A 19,441-nucleotide genomic window follows, 5' to 3' on the forward strand; every position below is an offset into this window, starting at 1 on the left:
TTTGGCCGCCTTTTTTAATCGTCAAATACCAAGACTTATCAGATATCCAGGTTGTGCACTTCCAGTGCGTTGGTCTGGATAAAGTCTCGACGAGGTTCAACGTCGTCACCCATCAGTGTCGTAAAGATCTGGTCAGCCGCTATAGCGTCATCAATCTTCACTTTCATCATCCGGCGGGTTTCAGGGTCCATGGTGGTTTCCCACAACTGGTCCGGATTCATTTCACCAAGACCTTTGTAACGCTGAATATTCAAACCCCGCTGGGCTTCCTTCATCAACCAACTCAGTGCCCCTTCAAACGACAATACGGCCTGCTTGCGTTCACCGCGTTGTACGTAGGCTCCTTCCTCAATAAGCCCGTTCAGCGTCTCACCCAGGCGAGCAATGGCGCCGTAAGATGGCGACTCGAAAAAGTCGTGGCTGAAAACGTGTTCATGGGGAATACCGTGTACGTAGATGGTGACCTTGGGCAGGTACAGGCCACGCTCGGAATCTTTTGAAACCGAGAAGGTGTACTTGGTGCCGGTACGTGTATCCACGTTCAAGCCTTCGCCGAGGCGGGATGACCATGCAGAAACTGTTTGCTCGTCCTTCAGAGACTCAGGCTTCAGAGTTTCGTTTTGAAGCATCCGTTCGAGCACTTTAGCTGGGTAAGCGCGGGACAGCCGGTCAATCATTGCCATTACGGCCTGATAATCCTTCACCATCGTCTCAAGGGCAGAGTCCTTGAGCGGAGGAGCTTCCGGATTAACGTATAGCTGCGCGCCTTCCAGTGAAGTCTGGGTCAGGAAGGCTTCTTTTGCCTTCTCATCCTTCAGGTACTGCTCCTGCTTGCCACGCTTGACCTTATAGAGGGGTGGCATGGCGATAAATACGTGGCCACGCTCAATAATTTCCCGCATCTGGCGGAACAGGAACGTCAGCAACAAGGTGCGGATGTGAGAACCATCCACGTCAGCATCCGTCATGATAATGATGGAGTGATACCTGAGCTTATCCGGATTGAATTCTTCCCGGCCAATACCACAGCCCAGAGCTGTAATCAGAGTGCCAACTTCGGCAGAGGAAAGCATTTTGTCAAAGCGTGCTTTCTCTACGTTCAGGATCTTACCTTTCAGCGGCAGAATAGCCTGAGTCTTGCGATCCCGGCCTTGTTTTGCGCTACCACCGGCCGAATCACCCTCCACTATGAACAGTTCGGAAAGCGCGGGATCTTTTTCCTGACAGTCCGCGAGCTTGCCTGGCAAGCCTGCAATGTCCAGTGCGCCTTTACGACGGGTCATATCCCGCGCTTTACGGGCGGCTTCACGAGCTCGCGCTGCTTCAATCATTTTATTGACGATCAGTTTGGCTTCGTTTGGCTGCTCTTGAAGATACTCAGCAAAGCTCTGATAAAGCTCCTGCTCGACCGCTGTTTTCACTTCCGAAGACACCAGTTTGTCTTTGGTCTGTGAAGAAAACTTGGGGTCTGGCACTTTAACGCTGATGATCGCTGTCAGTCCCTCACGGGCGTCGTCACCCGAGGTGCTTACTTTGGACTTTTTCCCCAGCCCCTCAAGCTCAATGTAATTGTTCAGGGAGCGGGTGAGGGCGGCTCGGAAGCCTGCCAGATGAGTACCGCCATCGCGCTGCGGTATGTTGTTGGTGAAGCAGTAGATATTTTCCTGGAAGGCATCGTTCCACTGCATGGAAACTTCTACAGAAATCCCGTCTTCACGCTCGCGAACGAAGTGGAAAACACGATTTATTGGTGTTTTATTGGCATTGAGATGCTCAACAAACGCCTTCAAGCCTCCTTCGTACTGGAAGACTTCCTCTTTACCACTACGCTCGTCCGTCAGTCGAATACGGACACCACTGTTCAGGAACGCAAGTTCCCTTATACGTTTGGCGAGGATATCGTAATGGAATTCGATGTGGCTGAAGGTTTCTGGTGACGGGATAAAGTGAACCCTGGTTCCTGAAGCGTCTGTGTCACCTACCGGGCTCAAAGGCGCATTGGGTACACCATGGGTGTAAACCTGCTCATACACCTTGCCATCACGGCGGATGGTCAAGGTGAGAGTTGAGGAGAGGGCGTTTACAACGGAAACCCCCACACCGTGGAGACCACCGGAAACCTTATAGGAGTTGTCATCAAACTTACCCCCGGCGTGAAGTACTGTCATGATGACTTCAGCCGCAGAGACGCCTTCTTCTTCATGGATATCGACAGGGATTCCACGGCCATTATCCTGAACACTCACCGACTCATCCGGGTGTATGATAATGCCGATTTCGGAACAGTGCCCTGCGAGAGCTTCATCGATGGAGTTATCCACCAACTCAAAGACCATGTGGTGCAGACCTGTGCCGTCGTCTGTATCACCAATGTACATCCCAGGCCGTTTGCGCACCGCGTCCAGACCTTTCAGGACTTTGATACTGGCGGAATTGTAGCTCGATTCACTCATTAAAAAACTCCTGAAGCGTAAGGGCCGGCACTGTCTTTCTAGCCGGTTTTATTCTTCCTTCAATTTGCCATGTTCCACGTGGAACATTCGATAATCAGGTATCTGGTTACCCTGCCACAGCACCTCCGGATCCGGACGTTCAATGGCTGTAATGAATACCTGGCAACGTAAATCCTGTAACTTTCGAGCCAACATTATTCTATGGCCCCCATCCAGCTCGGCATTAATATCATCTAACAGGAAACTGACCTGTTTCCCGAGATCGTTCAACACCATGCACTGGGCAATCTTCATCAGGATAACGAGGGTTTTCTGTTGGCCGCGTGAAAACGTTTCGGCAACAGGTCGACCCTGAAATCTTATCCGGATATCCGCACGGTTGGGCCCATAAAGAGTGTGCCCCATACGAATTTCCTGTTCCCTGTGGGATACAAGCACATCTACCAAAGATTGACTCGTATCCCACCCGGGATAAAACTCGAGTTTCAGACCCTTTGTCCAACTCACATCTACTTCGTGAACCAGATCATCGAACGCACTTTTAAATTGATCAAAAGTAGCTTTTCGGACCTCACTTATTCTTTCACTCAGCGCCGCGTACTGGGCATCCCAGACACGCAACATGGCTTCGTCCAGTCTACCATTTCTCAGCGTTTTATTCCGCTGTGATGTGACTCTCTGGCACTGCTGCCAGCTGGATGCAAAAGAAGGTTCCACGTGGAACACCGCCCAATCAAGAAACTGCCGACGCTTTCCCGGACCACCGGCAACGATATCAAAAACACCCGGATCGATGACGGAAACCGGTAAATGCTTTGCTAGCGAAGACAGACTGCGCACGCCTTCGCCATCTACGCGGAGCGTTGTTTCCTTTTGGGCAACATCACGAGATATGCCTAAACGATGAGCCAGCACACCCGACGATTCTTCATTCCGCTTATCGTCAAATCCATAGTCCAGACCACCAAAGACTGTGAACCTGCTTTGACCGTGTTGAACAACAGCCTGATGGCGATTTACACGAAAGGAGCGCCCAAGGCCAAGGTACCCGATAGCCTCAAGTACACTGGTCTTCCCGCTGCCGTTGGCTCCATAAAGCAGATTGAACGAAGGTGAGAACGAAACAGGTTCAGCCGGAGAAAGGTTGCGAAAAAACTCGGTATGAAGCTTTATCAGCGCCATAGAAAGGACAGCTCATCACGGCAACAAGGGGAATGGACGTATCCACGAAAAAAGCAGCATATCACCGTCTCGTGAAATGCTGCCCCAGTGTACAAAACACAGCTAATGAAGGCGACCCGCCTCAGTGAAGCATGTTAAGACGCTCGTCCATGAACACATCCATCTCCGGCGCAAGGATGTGTACGTAGCGATCGAAATACAGAAACTGTTTCAGCAACAAGGCGAACTCCCGGGGAAAGTGCAGACCGTGACTTTCGCCAACTTTCACCATGTCCATTAAAATGCTGTTTACATCGTCTTCCGCCTGGTCCGCCTGATAGGGTACGTGATCAGGAACCATTTTATCCATCTGCTGATATAGCTTGCGCAGATCCGCTGCAAGATCCGAGGCCTTAACAGTCTGATTGGTAATCCCGATACGGATCATGGCCTCTGCCATACCATCGAAGTTACCTACCATCACCGACGAAATGAAATCACTGACTGCCTGCCAGGTGTCTGGCCGAATCCGTCCGACGATCCCGAAGTCAATAAAGCCTACACGGCCATCCTCTAATACCATCAGGTTGCCCGCATGCACATCCGCATGGAAAAACTCGCACTGCGTAAGACTAGCGAACCAGGTATTCATAGCAGTAATCAATGTCCGCTCTGGATCCTTTGCATAACCCCGGATACTTTCGAGATCTGTCAAAGGCACGCCGTGGAAACGTTCCATGGTGAGAATCCTACGGGTACTGCAGCGTTCGTAGACCAAGGGAACCGTTGCATCTTCATTGTGCGTATCTTGGAGAAATTTGCGAAACACCTTGAGGTTATTGGCCTCCTTGATGAAATCGCATTCCTCCATCATGGTGCGCTGAATTTCTTCAACGATACCGGAGAGCGATGTCCAGGAGAGTTTCGGCGCCAGGGTTTCCAGGATCCGTGCTGAGAGGTACAGAAAGTTAAGATCCGTCAGCAGGATATTTTCTACACCGGGCTTTTGAACTTTGATCACAACATCTTCCCCGGTTACCAGCCGGGCTGCGTGCACCTGCGCGATTGAGGCAGAAGCCAGAGCCACCGGGTCGATTTCCGCGAACACCTGATCAATTGGCAGATCGAGTTCATCGCGGATGATGCGTTTGATTACACCAAAAGGGAGATTGGGCGTTCGGTCCAGACAATACTGAAACTCTTCAACGTATTCTTTCGGGAAGAAAGTTGGTGAGCTTGCGATGAACTGTCCCAACTTGATATAGGTTGCACCCAGGGACTCAAATGTCTGGCGCAGCAATCGTGGAGCAGGGGGACGCTCGCCCCCGACCCATTTGACACCTGTCCGGCCTAATACAGAAAGGGTTTGCCCGATCCTGAAGGCGCCTTTGATTCCGTTGACTAGGGTGCCCATCAATCTTCTCCTAAAGCCTCATTGGCATAACAACATACAGGCAGCGATTATCGTTCTGGGATTCGATCAGTGCGCTACTATTCGGATTAGAAAGCGTCAACTTCACCTGGTCTTCATCCAACGCATTCATGACATCCACCAGATAGCCGACGTTAAAACCGATCTGCAAGGATTCACCCTGATAGTCGACCGACAGTGCATCTTCGGCCTGTTCCTGATCGGGGTTGTTGGCAAACACCTGGAGTTCGTTCGTCGCGAGATTCAGGCGAACACCGCGGATGTTTTCATGGGAGAGGATGCCGGCGCGCTGAAGCGTATTCTTCAGAGTGGCGCGGTCCGCCAGAACTATCTTGTCGCCGCCCCGGGGAATGACCCGGTTGTAGTCCGGAAACTTACCTTCAATCAGCTTGGACGTGAAGGTGTAGGAACCAACGGTTGCGCGCAGATGGTTATCACCGATTACCAATGTTACCGGTGTTTCCACATCATCAAGCAGCCGTGAAAGTTCCAGTACGCCTTTACGGGGAACAATCACCTGGCGGGGTTCAGCACAACCCGTGTCCAGCTCAACATGCGCCATTGCAAGGCGGTGACCATCGGTTGCCACTGTACGTATGTGGCTACTATCCACCTCCAGCAGCAACCCGTTAAGATAATAACGGACATCCTGCTGTGCCATGGCGAAGGCTGTGGCATCGAACATGCGCCTGAGTTCTTTTTGGGGCAGTTCAAGCCGGAAGCTTTCGGGTTCATCTTCTACGTTCGGAAAATGCTCCGCAGGTAGAGTGGAAAGCGTGAAATGGCTTGCGCCACACCGCACATGCAGCCGATCACCTTCAAGCACCAGTTCTATCGGTGCTTCGTCACCCAGGGCCCGGCAAATGTCTGAAAGTTTACGGGCCGGGACAGTAATTCGCCCGGGCTGGTCAACATGAACGGGTGTAACCCGCCCCACCAGCTCCACTTCCATGTTCGTCCCGGTCAGGATCAGTGAATTATCTTCGGCTACCAGCAGCACATTGGACAGCACCGGCATGGTCTGCTTTTTTTCAACGACACCGGCAATGCTTTGCAACGGTGTGAGCAGGGATTCACGGCTGATCGTCAGTTTCATGTCACTCAGCTTTCTGTTGTTGGAAGGATGAATGTGGTCTTCATGTGGTCAGCAATCTCATAAAGTTCTGATAGTCTTCGCGGATGCCCGGGTCTGTTTCCTGCAATTCCACAATCTTTTTGCAGGCATGCAAGACCGTTGTGTGGTCGCGCCCACCGAACGCATCTCCGATTTCCGGCAAGCTGTGATTGGTCAGCTCTTTGGAAAGCGCCATGGCCACTTGTCGGGGCCTGGTCACTACGCGGGTCCGTCTCTTCGAATGAAGATCCGCAACCTTTATTTTATAGTACTCAGCTACCGTTCGCTGGATGTTATCAATACTCACCTGCTTTTCGTGCAAGGCAAGCAAATCCTTCAGACTCTCCCGGATAAACGGCGGCGTAATTTCAGACCCTGTGAAGTGAGCATTCGCTATCACCAAACGAAGCGCACCTTCTAGCTCCCTTACGTTCGAGCGAATCTTTTGGGCAATAAAAAATGCAGCCTCGCTACTGAGTTTTACGTTAACCTGGTCTGCCTTTTTCATCAGGATCGCAACGCGTGTTTCCAGCTCAGGCGGCTCTACCATAACGGTCAGCCCCCAACCAAAACGCGATTTAAGGCGCTCCTCCATATCCACAATTTCTTTGGGGAACCTGTCACAGGTTACAATCACCTGTTGCCCGCCTTCCAACAACGCATTGAAGGTGTGAAAAAACTCTTCCTGTGAACGCTCTTTACGAGCGAAAAACTGAATATCATCGATCAGCAACGCATCGACAGATCGATAGTAGCGTTTGAATTCATTGATCGCATTCAGTTGCAGCGCCTTGACCATATCAGCAACGAACCGCTCCGAGCGCAGGTAAGCTACCTTGGCGTTGGGATTACGGCGGACAATATCATTCCCGATAGCATGCATCAGGTGGGTTTTACCCAGACCAACCCCTCCATATAAAAACAACGGGTTGTAGGCTCCGCCCGGGTTTTCCGCTACCTGCATCGATGCTGCCCGGGCCAGCTGGTTAGACTTGCCCTCGACAAAGGTATCGAACGTAAAGCCTTCATTCAGAAAGCTCTGATGTTTGATATCACCCTCTACCTGGACAGGCCGACGCCCGCCATTTGATCTGTATTCATTAAGATGTGCCTGGGGCTGGCCGCCTGAGGTTGCCGCGACACCTTTTTCTTCCTCGGTAACCCTGCCACCTGCCTCATCCTGTGCTTTGGCAGGTGAGGTTTTTTTAGCCAGTTCCGAGCGCATAACCGGTTCGCTTTCCCGGGGAGCCGATCCGACTTTCATACCGACTCTCGGGGCCTGACCATTATTCAATTCTTTGAGCACTTCCTCTATACGCCGGAGATACTTCTCATTCACCCAGTCCATAACAAAACGATTAGGTGCAAACAGCATCAGCTGCCCCTCTCGATGATCGGACTGGAGGGGCCTGAGCCAGGTATTGAACTGTTGTGCGGGAAACTCATCCCGGAGTACTTCAAGACATTGATGCCACATGCTGTTAGGCACGACCGTCTGCTCCCGAAAACGCATAGATTTCTGAAACCGGACAAGGGTCGTCCGATTCCGAAAGATGACCAAGGATTCTAACCTGCCGGCTCCCTCAGTGAAAGAGTAAACACCTCGCTATAAACAGCCTGTGGAAATATATATTCTTTGTTATCAATTTGTTAAGAGTTTACACACAACCTTGTGTACAGAAAATTCTTTAATACGGAGTTACCCACACACCTTTGTGCACAACAGGCCGCCAACTCTGTGAACAATCATGGAGGTTCCGGTGGATAACTGGAGAAATTCGTGCAGGCGCTACTTGTCCACAATCCGTTATGCTCTTATGCACAAGGCTCAAGCGCACTTCTACTCAGCTTTGTCAATGATCCAAGTTATTGATCTTTCTTTAATAAATACGCTTTTCCACAGAAATGGAGCTGCGTAATAACAGTAATAATAGAATCTTTAAAAGAATTATAAAAAAGCCTATAACTACTGTTATTCATGGAACTAGCGGATATTCCTCTGCCATTTTGGAACCCTCTGGATGAGCCCCTCGCACATCGGCACAAGCGCGTACCAATAAACATTGAACCCAGGATAAAATTTGCATAGAATGCCGCTCCTGTTTTGGTTATTAATTTTTCAACCAACTCTTCAATGTTCAACACACGAATTGTGAGATAGTCACCATGAAAAGAACGTTTCAACCAAGCGTCCTGAAGCGTAAGCGCGTTCACGGTTTCCGTGCCCGTATGGCAACTGCCAACGGCCGCAAGGTAATTTCCCGTCGTCGTGCCAAAGGCCGTGCCCGTCTGTCTGCGTAACCTGTCGCTCGCCTTATGAAGGCTTTGAATTTCCCGAAATCGCATCGTCTTTTACGACCCGCCGATTACGGCAAAGTCTTCAACGACGTGCAGTTGAAGGTTCCGCATAGGAATTTTCTGATCCTGGCAACTCCGAATAACCTCGGACATGCCAGGGTCGGTCTTGTTTTTGCAAAAAAGAATCTGAAGTTATCGGTACAGCGAAACCGGATTAAACGCCAGGTGCGGGAAACCTTTCGTCACCAGCCTGAACTCCCCGGAATGGATATTATTGTACTTGGTCGTCAGGGGCTTGCGTCTCTCGATAACCAGACAGTTAGCAAATCCCTTAACGGTCTCTGGCAACGGTTAACGAAAAAGTATCATCAGCTCCCCACATCACAGCCTGCAGGATCTTCATCCTCCGGTGAGGGAAAGGATTAATGCGTAACTTGCTGCTTCTTCCTATCCGTTTCTATCAGTACGCTGTCAGCCCTTTGATGGCAAGCCACTGCCGCCATTACCCCACTTGCTCGCAATACGCTGTAGAAGCTATTTCTCATCACGGTTCACTAAAAGGTTTATATCTTTCCGTAAAACGCCTTTTGAGATGCCATCCATGGGCCGAAGGTGGATATGATCCGGTTCCTGGAACTTTGCAATCCGGGCCAGAAGACGTGATCAAGTGCTGCTCGCAGGCTGACCATTCCTCAATAACAACCCAGACCAGACAGTAACTCTATGGATATTCAACGCATCGTATTATTCGCCGGCCTGGCAGTTGTCAGTTATCTGATGGTGCTGGCATGGAATGAGGATTATCACCAGCCAGTGCCCACTGAGCAGGTGGCAGAATCATCGCGTATACAGACAGATAACAGTTCTGTTGGGTCTGATTCCATGGTGCTTCCAGGCGAGACAGCCCAGCAAACAACGGCTACGAATCGCGCAGATGAAGAGTTCGCAACACCTGAGGGTCAACAATCGGTTGCCAGTATGGCAAGCAACAAAGCCAATGTGACCGACCAGTACATCACCATCAAAACCGATGTATTTGATCTCGTTATCGATCGTGTAAGCGGTAATCTTGTCAAAAGCTCTCTGCTTGACTACGACAAGACACTAAACGGTGATGAGTCATTAACTCTCTTGAACAACACAGAAAACCGCTTTTACGTGTTGGAAAGTGGCCTTATCGGCCAAAATGGCCCAGACAGTGCAAAAAATGGTCAAGCGCCTGTCTACGATACCGATGCGACCAACTATGAACTTGCCGAAGGCGAAAATGAGCTAACCGTTAATCTTGTTCACACCATGGACAACGGCGTTAGCATCACTAAACGTTATAAGTTCGAACGTGACAGCTATGAAATTGATGTTCGTTATCTGATTGACAACCGTTCCAGCGAGAACTGGCAGGCTAACTTTACCGGTAAGATTGTTCGCGATCAGGCGCCTGATCCCACATCTGGGCCAAGCATGGGAATCAAGGCCTTTCTTGGCCTGGTAACCAGCTCTCCGGAAGATCCTTATGAAAAGTATGATTTTGACGATCTGGAAGAGAACCGTATCAATCAAACCGTCACTAACGGCTGGATGGCGTTCTTACAACATTATTTTCTTGCTGCCTGGGTACCGGAAAGAGATCAGCCGGCTCAGTTTCAGACGACTCGTCGCGGTCCTTTGCATGTAATGGGCTTTGTTTACCCCGCTACAACCGTTGCGCCGGGTGAAACAACAGAAATCGGTGCCCGTGCCTATGTCGGCCCTAAGATTATCGATCGTCTGGAGGCCGTTGCACCAAGTCTCGATCGTACGGTGGATTTCGGTTGGCTGTTCTTCATATCGCTTCCCCTGTTTATCATCATGGAATGGTTTCACAGCATTGTCGGCAACTGGGGCGTAGCGATTATCCTTCTGACAGTGTTGGTTAAAGGCGTGTTCTTCAAGTTGTCCGCCACCAGCTATCGTTCCATGGGTCGTATGCGTGCAGTTGCCCCGCAACTCACCCGTCTGAAAGAACTGTATGGCGATGATCGCCAGCGCATGTCCCAGGAAATGATGGCGCTGTACAAGAAGGAGAAAATCAATCCTCTGGGTGGCTGTCTTCCGATTCTGGTGCAGATGCCTGTGTTCATTTCCCTGTACTGGGTGCTGTTCGAAAGTGTGCAGTTACGTCATGCACCATTCATGCTCTGGATTCACGATCTTTCAGTGATGGACCCTTACTTCATCCTGCCAATCCTTATGGGTGCCAGCATGATGTTGCAAATGAGTCTGAACCCGACTCCGCCAGACCCGATGCAGGCCAAGATCATGAAGCTGATGCCAGTGGTCTTTACCGTCTTCTTCCTCTGGTTCCCGGCTGGTCTGGTACTTTACTGGTTGGTGAACAACATTCTGTCGATCAGTCAGCAGTGGTACATTACTCGCAAGATCGAAGCAGAAATGGCCGAGAAGAAACACTGATCAATTGGCTTATTGATCGCTCAGTAAAGGCTCCGTAAGGGGCCTTTACTGTTTCAGGAACGGGTAAAACTCTTGTGTAAGAGGCAGGTATCATGAACGTCAGCTCAACAACACCGGATATTTCCTATGGCAGCGACACCATTGTGGCCATAGCTACAGCTCCTGGTCAGGCCGGGGTTGGTATAGTTCGCGTGTCCGGGCCGCAGGCAAAGACTATCGCTGCCACTATGTTGGGCTACACACCTAAACCCAGATACGCTCATTATGGGCCTTTTTTTGATCAAAACCGTGAACTGATTGATGAAGGAATCGGCCTGTTTTTCCCTAACCCGAACTCGTTCACCGGTGAAGATGTTTTCGAGTTACAGGGCCATGGTGGCACCGTTATTCTGGACTTGTTGCTGCGCGAGGTGCGTAGTCTTGGCGCACGTCTGGCGCGCCCTGGAGAGTTTTCTGAGCGGGCATTTCTTAATGACAAGCTGGATCTGGCCCAGGCTGAAGCCATTGCAGATCTGATCGAGAGCAGCTCAGAACAGGCAGCTCGCTGCGCTGTGCGCTCCATGCAAGGTGTGTTTTCACGGCGTATTGAAACTCTGGTGGAGTCGGTAACTCATCTGCGTATCTATGTGGAAGCGGCTATCGACTTTCCGGAAGAGGAAATCGACTTCCTGGCGGACGGTAAGGTTGCTTTGGACCTGCAAGCCTTGTTGGAACAGCTTCAGGGCATTATGAGCGAAGCCGAGCAGGGAACAATCCTGCGCGATGGTATGAAAGTGGTGATAGCCGGCAGACCCAATGCAGGCAAATCCAGTCTGCTTAATGCCCTCGCAGGCAGAGAAGCGGCGATCGTTACGGCTTTAGAAGGTACAACACGGGATGTTTTGCGGGAACATATCCATATCGATGGCATGCCACTGCATATTATTGATACCGCAGGTTTGCGAGACAGCCCGGATGAAGTGGAACAGATCGGCATTGCCCGGGCCTGGGACGAAATTCGCCAGGCCGACCGCATTCTGCTCATGGTGGATGCCACCACTACGGATAAAACCACTCCCCACGAAATATGGCCGGATTTTATTGATCAGTTACCTGCTTCAGCTCCGGTCACGGTGATCCGCAACAAGGTGGATTTGAGTGGAGAGAGCGTGGGTATCTCAGAGTTACCTGGAGACCAGGCACCGGTAATTCGTCTTGCGGCGAAATCCACCGATGGCCTGGAAGTACTGCGTGATCACCTCAAACAATGCATGGGCTTTGCCAGTACTACGGAAGGCGGCTTTCTGGCCAGGCGCAGACATCTGGATGCTTTGCAGCGGGCGTTGGATGCTCTGGTCCAGGGTCAGGCGCAGCTGGAAGGCTATGGCGCTGGCGAGTTGCTCGCTGAGGATCTGCGAGCTGCTCAGGATGCCTTGGGAGAAATCACCGGTCAGATTACGCCCGATGAGCTTTTGGGGAAGATTTTCGGTTCCTTCTGCATCGGGAAGTAAAACAGCCATGGTCCTTTCGCTTTGCAACAAGCCGGTTAAAACCCGGTAACCTCTCCCGACAATTACAGAATTATATCTTCTTGGAATTCAATGAATTTCGGATTCTTCACGCGCCGGGCACGACAGCTGTCTGTATGAAAACTCTGTAGGGTAGCGCGCCAGAGTTCGAATAGTAGCCGGCTTTTGGATAGGCTGGCCCGGACAGATATCCGAAATCCAATACAATTGGTAATTCAGAATCCTGGTATTTCAAAGTCAGAGGAGCAATTGTTATGAACGCACCACTGAACGAAAAAACCATCGCATTTCTGGCCACAGACGGTGTCGAACAAATCGAACTTACCCGTCCCTGGAAAGATCTTCAGGGAGCAGGAGCAAACCTTCACCTTGTTACTCTGGAAAAGGGTGAAATTACTGCCTATCACCATCTCGATGAAGCACACAGTTTCGGATCAGACAAGGTTGTTAACGAGGTAACCGCAAATGACTATGACGCCCTCGTTTTACCAGGCGGTGTTGCCAACCCAGATGCCTTGAGGATGAATGAAGATGCCGTTTCGTTTGTGAAGCACTTTTTCAACAGCCAAAAACCGGTGGCCGCTATCTGCCACGCGCCCTGGTTGCTTATAGAAGCAGGTGTATTGAAAGGTAAAACGCTCACTTCGTTTCCCAGCTTGCAAACCGATATACGTAATGCAGGAGGTACCTGGGCAGATAAGGCAGTTTCCGACGATGATGGTTTGATTACCAGCCGCAGCCCCGATGATCTGGATGCATTTTGCGCGCGCATTATTGAGGTGTTGTCGCCGGTTTAGTGCTGGACGTTCGCTGCAGGCACAAGCAACTGCGAGATTACCCGGTACTTGGAAGCTATAGAGGTCCGATCGCCCCAAGACAGTTTTTGCTGTCTGGAGCAATTTATAAAGGAGACCTACGATGAGCCAGTTACAGGATCCGCGATACAGATACCCGACCCCGGATTTTCCGGAACAGCAACAAAGCATCCCCGGTCGCGAAGGGCAAATGCGCCCCCGCGCCGATCATGGCGAAACCAACTATCAGGGTAGCGATAAACTCAAGGGGCGTGTCGCACTTATTACAGGTGCAGATAGTGGCATCGGCCGCGCCGTAGCGCTCGCCTACGCGAGAGAGGGCGCCGATGTTGCGTTTAGCTACCTTGAAGAAGAGGCTGATGCCGAAGAAACCGCCGAGCTGATTCGTAAGGCGGGCAGGAAAGTACTGGCAGTAAAAATGGATCAGACCCGGAGTTCGGAATGTGACGAACTGGTAGAACGAGTGCTCCGTGATTTCGGCCAACTCGATATTCTGATCAACAACGCCGGGTTCCAGCAAACGTACAGCAGCCTGGAGGAAGTACCTGACTCCGAACTCCGCCATACCATCAGCACCAATATTGAAGGCATGATCTATCTATGCCGGGCGGCGCTCCGGAAGCTCCCGCCGGGTGGATGCATTATTAATACAACGTCAATTCAGGCATTCAAGCCGAGCAACAATCTTGCTCCCTATGCGGCCACCAAAGCAGCGATTGCCAACTTCACACTTTCCCTTGCAGCGGAAGCCATCAATCACGGTGTAAGAGTGAATGGCGTGGCGCCTGGCCCTGTATGGACACCCTTGATACCCACCACTTTCCCGCCTGATAAAGTCCCCGAGTTCGGCGCCAACAGCTTACTTGGCCGGCCGGCGCAACCCGCTGAACTTGCGCCTGTGTATGTGTTTCTGGCCTCCCCGGAATCCAGTTATATAACTGGAGAAATATACGGCGTAACCGGTGGCAGCAAGCAGCTTTAGTCATTCGAGAAGAGAGAAGGCAGCCTGCGAAAAACACAGTAACCACGAACATGAAATGGAGAATAGCCATGTTTGGAAAACTGATACTTTCGATTATATCCCTGACCCTTTTGGTTCCGGGTCTTGCTTTTGCCCAGGAGACACGTACCACCAGCCCTGATACTCCGAATGCGACCGCCCAACAGATGGGCGGGCCCAATGATGCAGGCGGGCATGCCAGTTCGCATGAAGCTGGCGACGATTCTGAAAAACCGGGAAAAGACCAGGACGGTAACAGCTCAACAAGCCTGAGGTTTGATGAGCTGGATGCTAATAAGGATGGCAAGCTGGAGGCGAAAGAACTGAATAAGTATCGGAAAGCATCCCAGGCAGGGGAGAGCGAAAACCCAAAGAAGCAAGGTGAGCGATTGATTGAGCTTTACGATCATGACGGCGATGGCACTATCTCTCGCAAGGAACTGAACAGAGGCATGATTGAATCCGAACGGAACTAAGCTTTATCGCAATCCTGCGGACCCTCTGTTTCCCATTAGCGATTGACTTAATTTTATACACCCGGTTTTCCAGAGACCGGGTGTAGTGACGCGGAGTTGGAGGAAATCATGATCAAACGGATGCTCTTGATATTAGGGCTTGCGAGCTTAATGAGCGTGCCTGTCTGGGCGGTAACCGCCAAAGCAAACCAGATTGAGGCAAAGGTACACCGGGTTACCACGGACGGCATCGGTGAACCGATCGGAACCATTCAGATCCGGAGCAATGAACATGGTGTTCTTTTCGAGCCCGATCTGAGCGGGCTGGAGCCGGGTCGCCACGGTTTTCATTTACATGAAAATGGCTCCTGCGAGCTCGCTGAAAAAAAGGGCGAAAAAATTCCGGCCGGGGCAGCAGGCGGCCATTATAACCCTGGCTCGGGGGAGCACCGAGGCCCATTTGAAGAGGGGCATAAAGGCGATCTTCCAGCTTTGTATGTTAATGACGACGGTAAAGCGACCGTGCCTGTGCTTGCCCCAGCGTTAAAGTTCGCGGATCTGCTTGATCGCTCCTTGGTTATCCACTCAGGTGGAGATAACTATGACAACTCCCCGGATCCACTGGGAGGTGGCGGCGATCGGGTAGCCTGCGTGGTGGTAACGGGTGAATAGAGAATGTTCCACTAGGAGACTGTTATGAAGTTCATTCTTTGCAGCGTTGCATTGGCCGGTTTTTGCTTGTCAGTAGAAGTTCATTCTGGCGAAAAAACCGAATCAGCCATAGGTGACGCAGGAAACAGATCTAAAACCGTAACCATGAAACACGCAACGGCCAGCGGGCCCTCTGAGGTTAGCGGTACCATACGTATTGTTGAGAACGACAAAGGCATTGTTCTCACTCCAAATTTAAAGGGCCTCAGCCCTGGTTTGCATGGATTTCACTTGCACGAAAACGGTAATTGCGGACCAACCGAGGAAGAAGCAGAAATTGGGACGTCTCTGGATGCGGTAGCGGGCGGCAAAGCCGGTGAACACTACGACCCGGGACTGACAGAGACACATTCAGGCCCATATGGCGACGGGCATCTTGGAGATCTGCCAAACCTCTACTTTAACGACAAGGAGCTTGCTACTCATCCGGTTTACGCCCCTCGTCTAACGCTGAGAGATCTTCCGAACCGAGCTCTGGTTATTCATGCGAATCCTGATAATTATTCTGATGACCCCAAGAACGGAGGGAGTGGCCGCATTGTCGCGTGTGGAGTTGTGGACTGATGCGCGGCGTCTCTCAAAGGCAACACGCCTTGAACTTCTTGCCGCTACCACATGGGCATGGGTCATTTCGCCCCGGCTTTAAAACGCCTTCTTGGGGCTCGCCGCTCAAGTAATACCAGCGACCATTTTCCCGCACAAACTGTGAGTGTTCTTCCAGGTAACCCCAGCCAGGATTCAGCCGGTAGATCGCCTGGAAGTGCACATCACCGCTGTCTCCATTTTTCTCGCTTTTCAGGATACGCAGCGACGCCCAGTCCGGAGAATTATCCAGAACAAGCTCTGCAGGTCGTGTGCTGGGGTGCCAGCTGGCGCGCAGATAATCTTCAAGCTTCAGCACAAACGCCGTAAAGCGCGAGCGCATCAATGCCTCGGGCGTGTCGGCGATGGCCCCTTGGTGATAGCGCTGGCAGCAGTCTGCATAGCTGCTCTGGCTGCCGCAGGGGCAGTATGGGATAGTAGATTTCTCAGACATTGACGTGTGGCGTTTGCTTCAGGGGTTGAAGCCTGCAGTATAACAACCGCTTTCAAACACAAAAGGATTGATTCAAACCATGTCCACACCACCCAGCACAGTTTCTGTTGTCACCCGGCTAACCGGTTTGCTATGCCTACTGCTCGTATTAAGCGGTTGCAGTTCTATGTATTACAGCACCATGGAAAAATTGGGTATCGAAAAGCGCGATATTCTGGTGGATCGGGTGGGTGAAGCCCGTGATGCTCAGGACGATGCCCGTGAAACATTCCGGTCATCGCTAGAGCGGTTTCAGAGTGTGGTGGATACTCCGGAAACCGGGTTGCAGGAAAAATACGACCTGATCAGCAAGGCATATGACGACAGTCTTGAATCGGCGGATGCGGTTCGGGATCGTATTGAGGCCGTTGAGGACGTATCCGGTGCCTTGTTTGATGAATGGGAAGACGAACTGGATCTCTACGAAAGTGCGTCATTGCGGAAGACCAGCAAACTCAGGCTTGATGAAACCCGAGAGCTATACGCCAGTCTGATAGCGCGTATGCACCAGGTTGAGAAGCGTATGGGCCCAGTCCTGGAAGCATTTGAAGATCAGGTTCTGTTTCTGAAACACAATCTCAATGCTCAGGCGATCGGTTCTCTGCAAGACGAGCTAGGGCAGATTCGCCAGGATGTGGACAGCCTGATAAATGAGATGGAAGCTTCCATTGCAGAATCCGAGGCATTTATACAGCAGTTCCGTGAGGGGTCTGTTTAACCGAAGAAATGGTCAAGCTTTCGGTTGGTTTAAAACCTGAAGCTGCCTTTTCTTAAATGACATAAATTCTTATTTGCGCATTAAATAGATAATCATTATCATTCACACCTTTATAACGTCGGTCTATAAGGGAAGGATGATATGTTGTTTAACCGGATTGCTATTGGCGCGGCTTGCAGTGCCCTTGTTTTTAACTCGTCGGTACTGGCCCAACCCGCGGAGCTTGGGGAGCTGGTCGTAACAGCCTCGGGTTTTGAGCAGAGCCAGACAGCCGCGCCTGCCAGTATTACGGTTATTACCGGCGAAGAGATCCGCAATAAACAAGCGTTCAGTCTGACGGAAATACTGGATGATGTAGAAGGTGTAGATGTCGGAGGTTCTGCGGGCAAAACCGGCGGCTTTGATATACGCATGCGCGGTATGCCTGCTGAATACACATTGATTCTTATTGACGGTCGCCGGCAGAACACCGCTGGCAGCGTAACCCCCAATGGTTTCGGTGAGACTGCCACCAGTTTCATGCCACCGCCATCTGCTATTGAACGCATTGAAGTTGTACGCGGCCCCATGTCGACCCTTTACGGATCCGATGCCATGGGTGGTGTTATTAACATTATCACCCGCAAAGTCAGCCCTGAATGGGCATCTTCACTCACCGCAGAAACCACTCTCAATCAGGATAGTGATTTTGGTGACAGTCGGGCCTATAGCGCCTATACCAGCGGCCCCCTGGTGGATAACCTGATCGGCCTGCAGCTACGTGGACGCTGGTTTGAACGGGATGAATCCGAACTGGAATTTCTCGACCTGAATGGCGATCCGATCGAAGTGAGCACCCGCGGTCCCAGCCCGGTGGAGTCTGAACAGTACACGGTTGGTGGGCGCGTTACCGTCACGCCTAATGAGTCAAACGATTTATGGCTGGATATTGAAAGCAGCAGGCAGGACTACGATAACTCTGAGGGTCAATTGGGTACTTTGGGGGTGCGTGGTTACGGGCCGGAGCAGGAATTTGATCGTGACCAGTTCGCTGTTGGCCACACTGGCCGGTTTTCAATTGGTAACCTCGAAACCAGTATCATGAGGAACGTTACCGAAACCACTGGCCGGGTCATTCCTGAAGGTGTTCCCGGGAAAACGCCAGGATCTGACCGGGAGTTGAAAACTGAGAACCGTGTTATCGACAGTAAACTGGTTATGCCCCTCGCCAATCATGTGGTGACTGTAGGTGGTCAGTGGTTTGATGCGCGTATGATCGATGGCGTTGCCGTTGAAGAATTCAAGCAAAAAACCCAGGCGCTGTTTGTTGAAGATGAGTGGTTCCTGGCCGACGACCTGGCGCTTACTCTTGGCGGGCGATATGACCACCACGACGCCTTCGGTGGGCAGTTCAGCCCGCGGGCCTATCTGGTTTGGAGTACCACGCCGGAGCTGACCATCAAGGGTGGCGTAAGCCGCGGCTATAAAACACCTGGGCTTGAGCAACTCGCATCTGGCGTTATTGGTTTCACCGGGCAGGGCACGATTCCCTTGTTTGGTAATCCGGATCTGGAACCTGAGAAATCAACCTCTACCGAACTGGCAGTGATCTACGAAAAGCCGGCTGGCTATAGCGTAGGCGCAACGGTCTTTTACAACGAATTCACCGACAAGATAGCTGAAGGGCCAGACCTGTTGAACTGCAGTTATGCACAGGACCCTAATCGCCCGGGTTGTGTTGACCGGGGCGACTGGCCCTTGGCAGATGTATTTGGCCAGGATGTGAATATTGATGAAGCTGTCACCCAAGGGGTGGAGTTGCATGGTTCCGTACCTTTCGCTCAGGACTGGCGCCTGGCGGCGAACTACACCTATACCGACAGCGAGCAGAAAACCGGGCCGAACAAAGGTGAGCCTCTCACTGATACGCCCGAACACATGGCCAACGTTTCACTGCGCTGGGTTCCTTCTGCACGTTGGTCAGCCTTTGTAAAAGCGCAATATGAAAGTGAGCGCTATCGTGCGCGGGAACGTAGTCGCGGCGCGCCTTCCTATGCGGACCTTGGTGATTTCAAGGCAGTCACTCTGGTTAGCCTTGGTGGCCAGTACCAGGTTTCAGAGAACCTGGGGTTCAGTGCCACTATCTACAATCTGATGGATGAAGACTTCATTGAATACCGTTCGTACGACAATGGCGCAGAGTATGGAAACCTGTACGCAAACTCGGAAGAAGGTCGACGTTTATGGCTTGCAGCGACCTATTCTTTTTAA

The 19,441-nt window shown here is 51.4% G+C and carries 17 protein-coding genes and 2 pseudogenes; 12 read left to right on the top strand and 7 right to left on the bottom strand.

All coding sequences use genetic code 11. The annotated features are described in order from the left end of the window. Positions 1–38 precede the first annotated feature (38 nt). The 5 genes from gyrB to dnaA all read right to left on the bottom strand — a co-directional run bounded on the left by gyrB (position 39) and on the right by dnaA (position 7,649). Positions 39–2,453, bottom strand: a complete 2,415-nt coding sequence (gyrB, locus tag Q4606_RS13785; protein ID WP_303595183.1) for a DNA topoisomerase (ATP-hydrolyzing) subunit B — start codon at positions 2,451–2,453, stop codon at positions 39–41. A 48-nt stretch (positions 2,454–2,501) separates the two neighbouring features. Next, positions 2,502–3,635, bottom strand: coding sequence for a DNA replication/repair protein RecF (recF, locus tag Q4606_RS13790; RefSeq protein WP_303607875.1), 1,134 nt, complete (start codon positions 3,633–3,635; stop codon positions 2,502–2,504). A gap of 121 nt (positions 3,636–3,756) precedes the next feature. Further along, on the bottom strand, positions 3,757–5,028 hold the full coding sequence (locus Q4606_RS13795) for an AarF/ABC1/UbiB kinase family protein (RefSeq protein WP_303607876.1): 1,272 nt from the start codon (positions 5,026–5,028) through the stop codon (positions 3,757–3,759). Between the two features lie 10 nt (positions 5,029–5,038). Next, complete coding sequence (gene dnaN / locus Q4606_RS13800) at positions 5,039–6,142, bottom strand: DNA polymerase III subunit beta (RefSeq protein ID WP_303595177.1); 1,104 nt, start codon at positions 6,140–6,142, stop codon at positions 5,039–5,041. A gap of 40 nt (positions 6,143–6,182) precedes the next feature. Beyond that, positions 6,183–7,649, bottom strand: coding sequence for a chromosomal replication initiator protein DnaA (gene dnaA / locus Q4606_RS13805; RefSeq protein ID WP_303595176.1), 1,467 nt, complete (start codon positions 7,647–7,649; stop codon positions 6,183–6,185). A 677-nt stretch (positions 7,650–8,326) separates the two neighbouring features. On the opposite strand from dnaA, the gene rpmH reads away from it, so the two are divergent. The 10 genes from rpmH (at position 8,327) to Q4606_RS13855 (ending at position 15,962) form a co-directional block, all read left to right on the top strand. Beyond that, complete coding sequence (gene rpmH, locus Q4606_RS13810; protein ID WP_008172542.1) at positions 8,327–8,461, top strand: 50S ribosomal protein L34; 135 nt, start codon at positions 8,327–8,329, stop codon at positions 8,459–8,461. Between the two features lie 15 nt (positions 8,462–8,476). Beyond that, positions 8,477–8,884 (top strand): ribonuclease P protein component, encoded by a 408-nt coding sequence (gene rnpA / locus Q4606_RS13815; RefSeq protein ID WP_303595174.1) that lies wholly within the window; start codon positions 8,477–8,479, stop codon positions 8,882–8,884. Further along, positions 8,884–9,177: a membrane protein insertion efficiency factor YidD gene (gene yidD, locus Q4606_RS13820; protein WP_303595173.1), complete on the top strand. Its 294-nt coding sequence runs from the start codon at positions 8,884–8,886 to the stop codon at positions 9,175–9,177. The genes rnpA and yidD overlap by 1 nt, the downstream gene beginning before the upstream one ends. Positions 9,178–9,181: 4 nt before the next feature. Next, positions 9,182–10,909, top strand: a complete 1,728-nt coding sequence (gene yidC, locus Q4606_RS13825; protein WP_303607877.1) for a membrane protein insertase YidC — start codon at positions 9,182–9,184, stop codon at positions 10,907–10,909. Between the two features lie 119 nt (positions 10,910–11,028). After that, positions 11,029–12,399, top strand: a complete 1,371-nt coding sequence (mnmE, locus tag Q4606_RS13830) for a tRNA uridine-5-carboxymethylaminomethyl(34) synthesis GTPase MnmE (RefSeq protein ID WP_303607928.1) — start codon at positions 11,029–11,031, stop codon at positions 12,397–12,399. A 272-nt stretch (positions 12,400–12,671) separates the two neighbouring features. Beyond that, positions 12,672–13,214, top strand: coding sequence for a type 1 glutamine amidotransferase domain-containing protein (locus Q4606_RS13835; protein ID WP_303607878.1), 543 nt, complete (start codon positions 12,672–12,674; stop codon positions 13,212–13,214). Between the two features lie 121 nt (positions 13,215–13,335). Continuing rightward, positions 13,336–14,214 (top strand): SDR family oxidoreductase, encoded by an 879-nt coding sequence (locus Q4606_RS13840; protein ID WP_303607879.1) that lies wholly within the window; start codon positions 13,336–13,338, stop codon positions 14,212–14,214. 68 nt (positions 14,215–14,282) lie between these two features. Next, on the top strand, positions 14,283–14,708 hold the full coding sequence (locus Q4606_RS13845; protein ID WP_303607880.1) for an EF-hand domain-containing protein: 426 nt from the start codon (positions 14,283–14,285) through the stop codon (positions 14,706–14,708). A gap of 150 nt (positions 14,709–14,858) precedes the next feature. Then, the gene (gene sodC, locus Q4606_RS13850; protein ID WP_303607929.1) at positions 14,859–15,359 is read left to right on the top strand and encodes a superoxide dismutase [Cu-Zn] SodC; all 501 of its coding nucleotides are present in this window, start codon (positions 14,859–14,861) and stop codon (positions 15,357–15,359) included. Positions 15,360–15,383: 24 nt separating this feature from the next. After that, positions 15,384–15,962, top strand: a complete 579-nt coding sequence (locus tag Q4606_RS13855; RefSeq protein ID WP_303595165.1) for a superoxide dismutase family protein — start codon at positions 15,384–15,386, stop codon at positions 15,960–15,962. Positions 15,963–15,975: 13 nt separating this feature from the next. Here Q4606_RS13855 and Q4606_RS13860 read toward each other — a convergent pair. After that, positions 15,976–16,041, bottom strand: a pseudogene (locus tag Q4606_RS13860) (SEC-C metal-binding domain-containing protein); the annotation flags it as partial. A 33-nt stretch (positions 16,042–16,074) separates the two neighbouring features. Beyond that, a pseudogene (locus Q4606_RS13865) lies at positions 16,075–16,434 on the bottom strand (YchJ family protein); the annotation flags it as partial. A gap of 79 nt (positions 16,435–16,513) precedes the next feature. Between Q4606_RS13865 and Q4606_RS13870 the strand changes: the two are divergent. After that, positions 16,514–17,191, top strand: coding sequence for a DUF2959 domain-containing protein (locus Q4606_RS13870; RefSeq protein WP_303607881.1), 678 nt, complete (start codon positions 16,514–16,516; stop codon positions 17,189–17,191). 141 nt (positions 17,192–17,332) lie between these two features. After that, complete coding sequence (locus tag Q4606_RS13875; protein ID WP_303607882.1) at positions 17,333–19,441, top strand: TonB-dependent receptor; 2,109 nt, start codon at positions 17,333–17,335, stop codon at positions 19,439–19,441.

This window comes from Marinobacter sp. 1_MG-2023, from assembly GCF_030549045.1.
In the GTDB taxonomy this organism is placed as follows: domain Bacteria; phylum Pseudomonadota; class Gammaproteobacteria; order Pseudomonadales; family Oleiphilaceae; genus Marinobacter.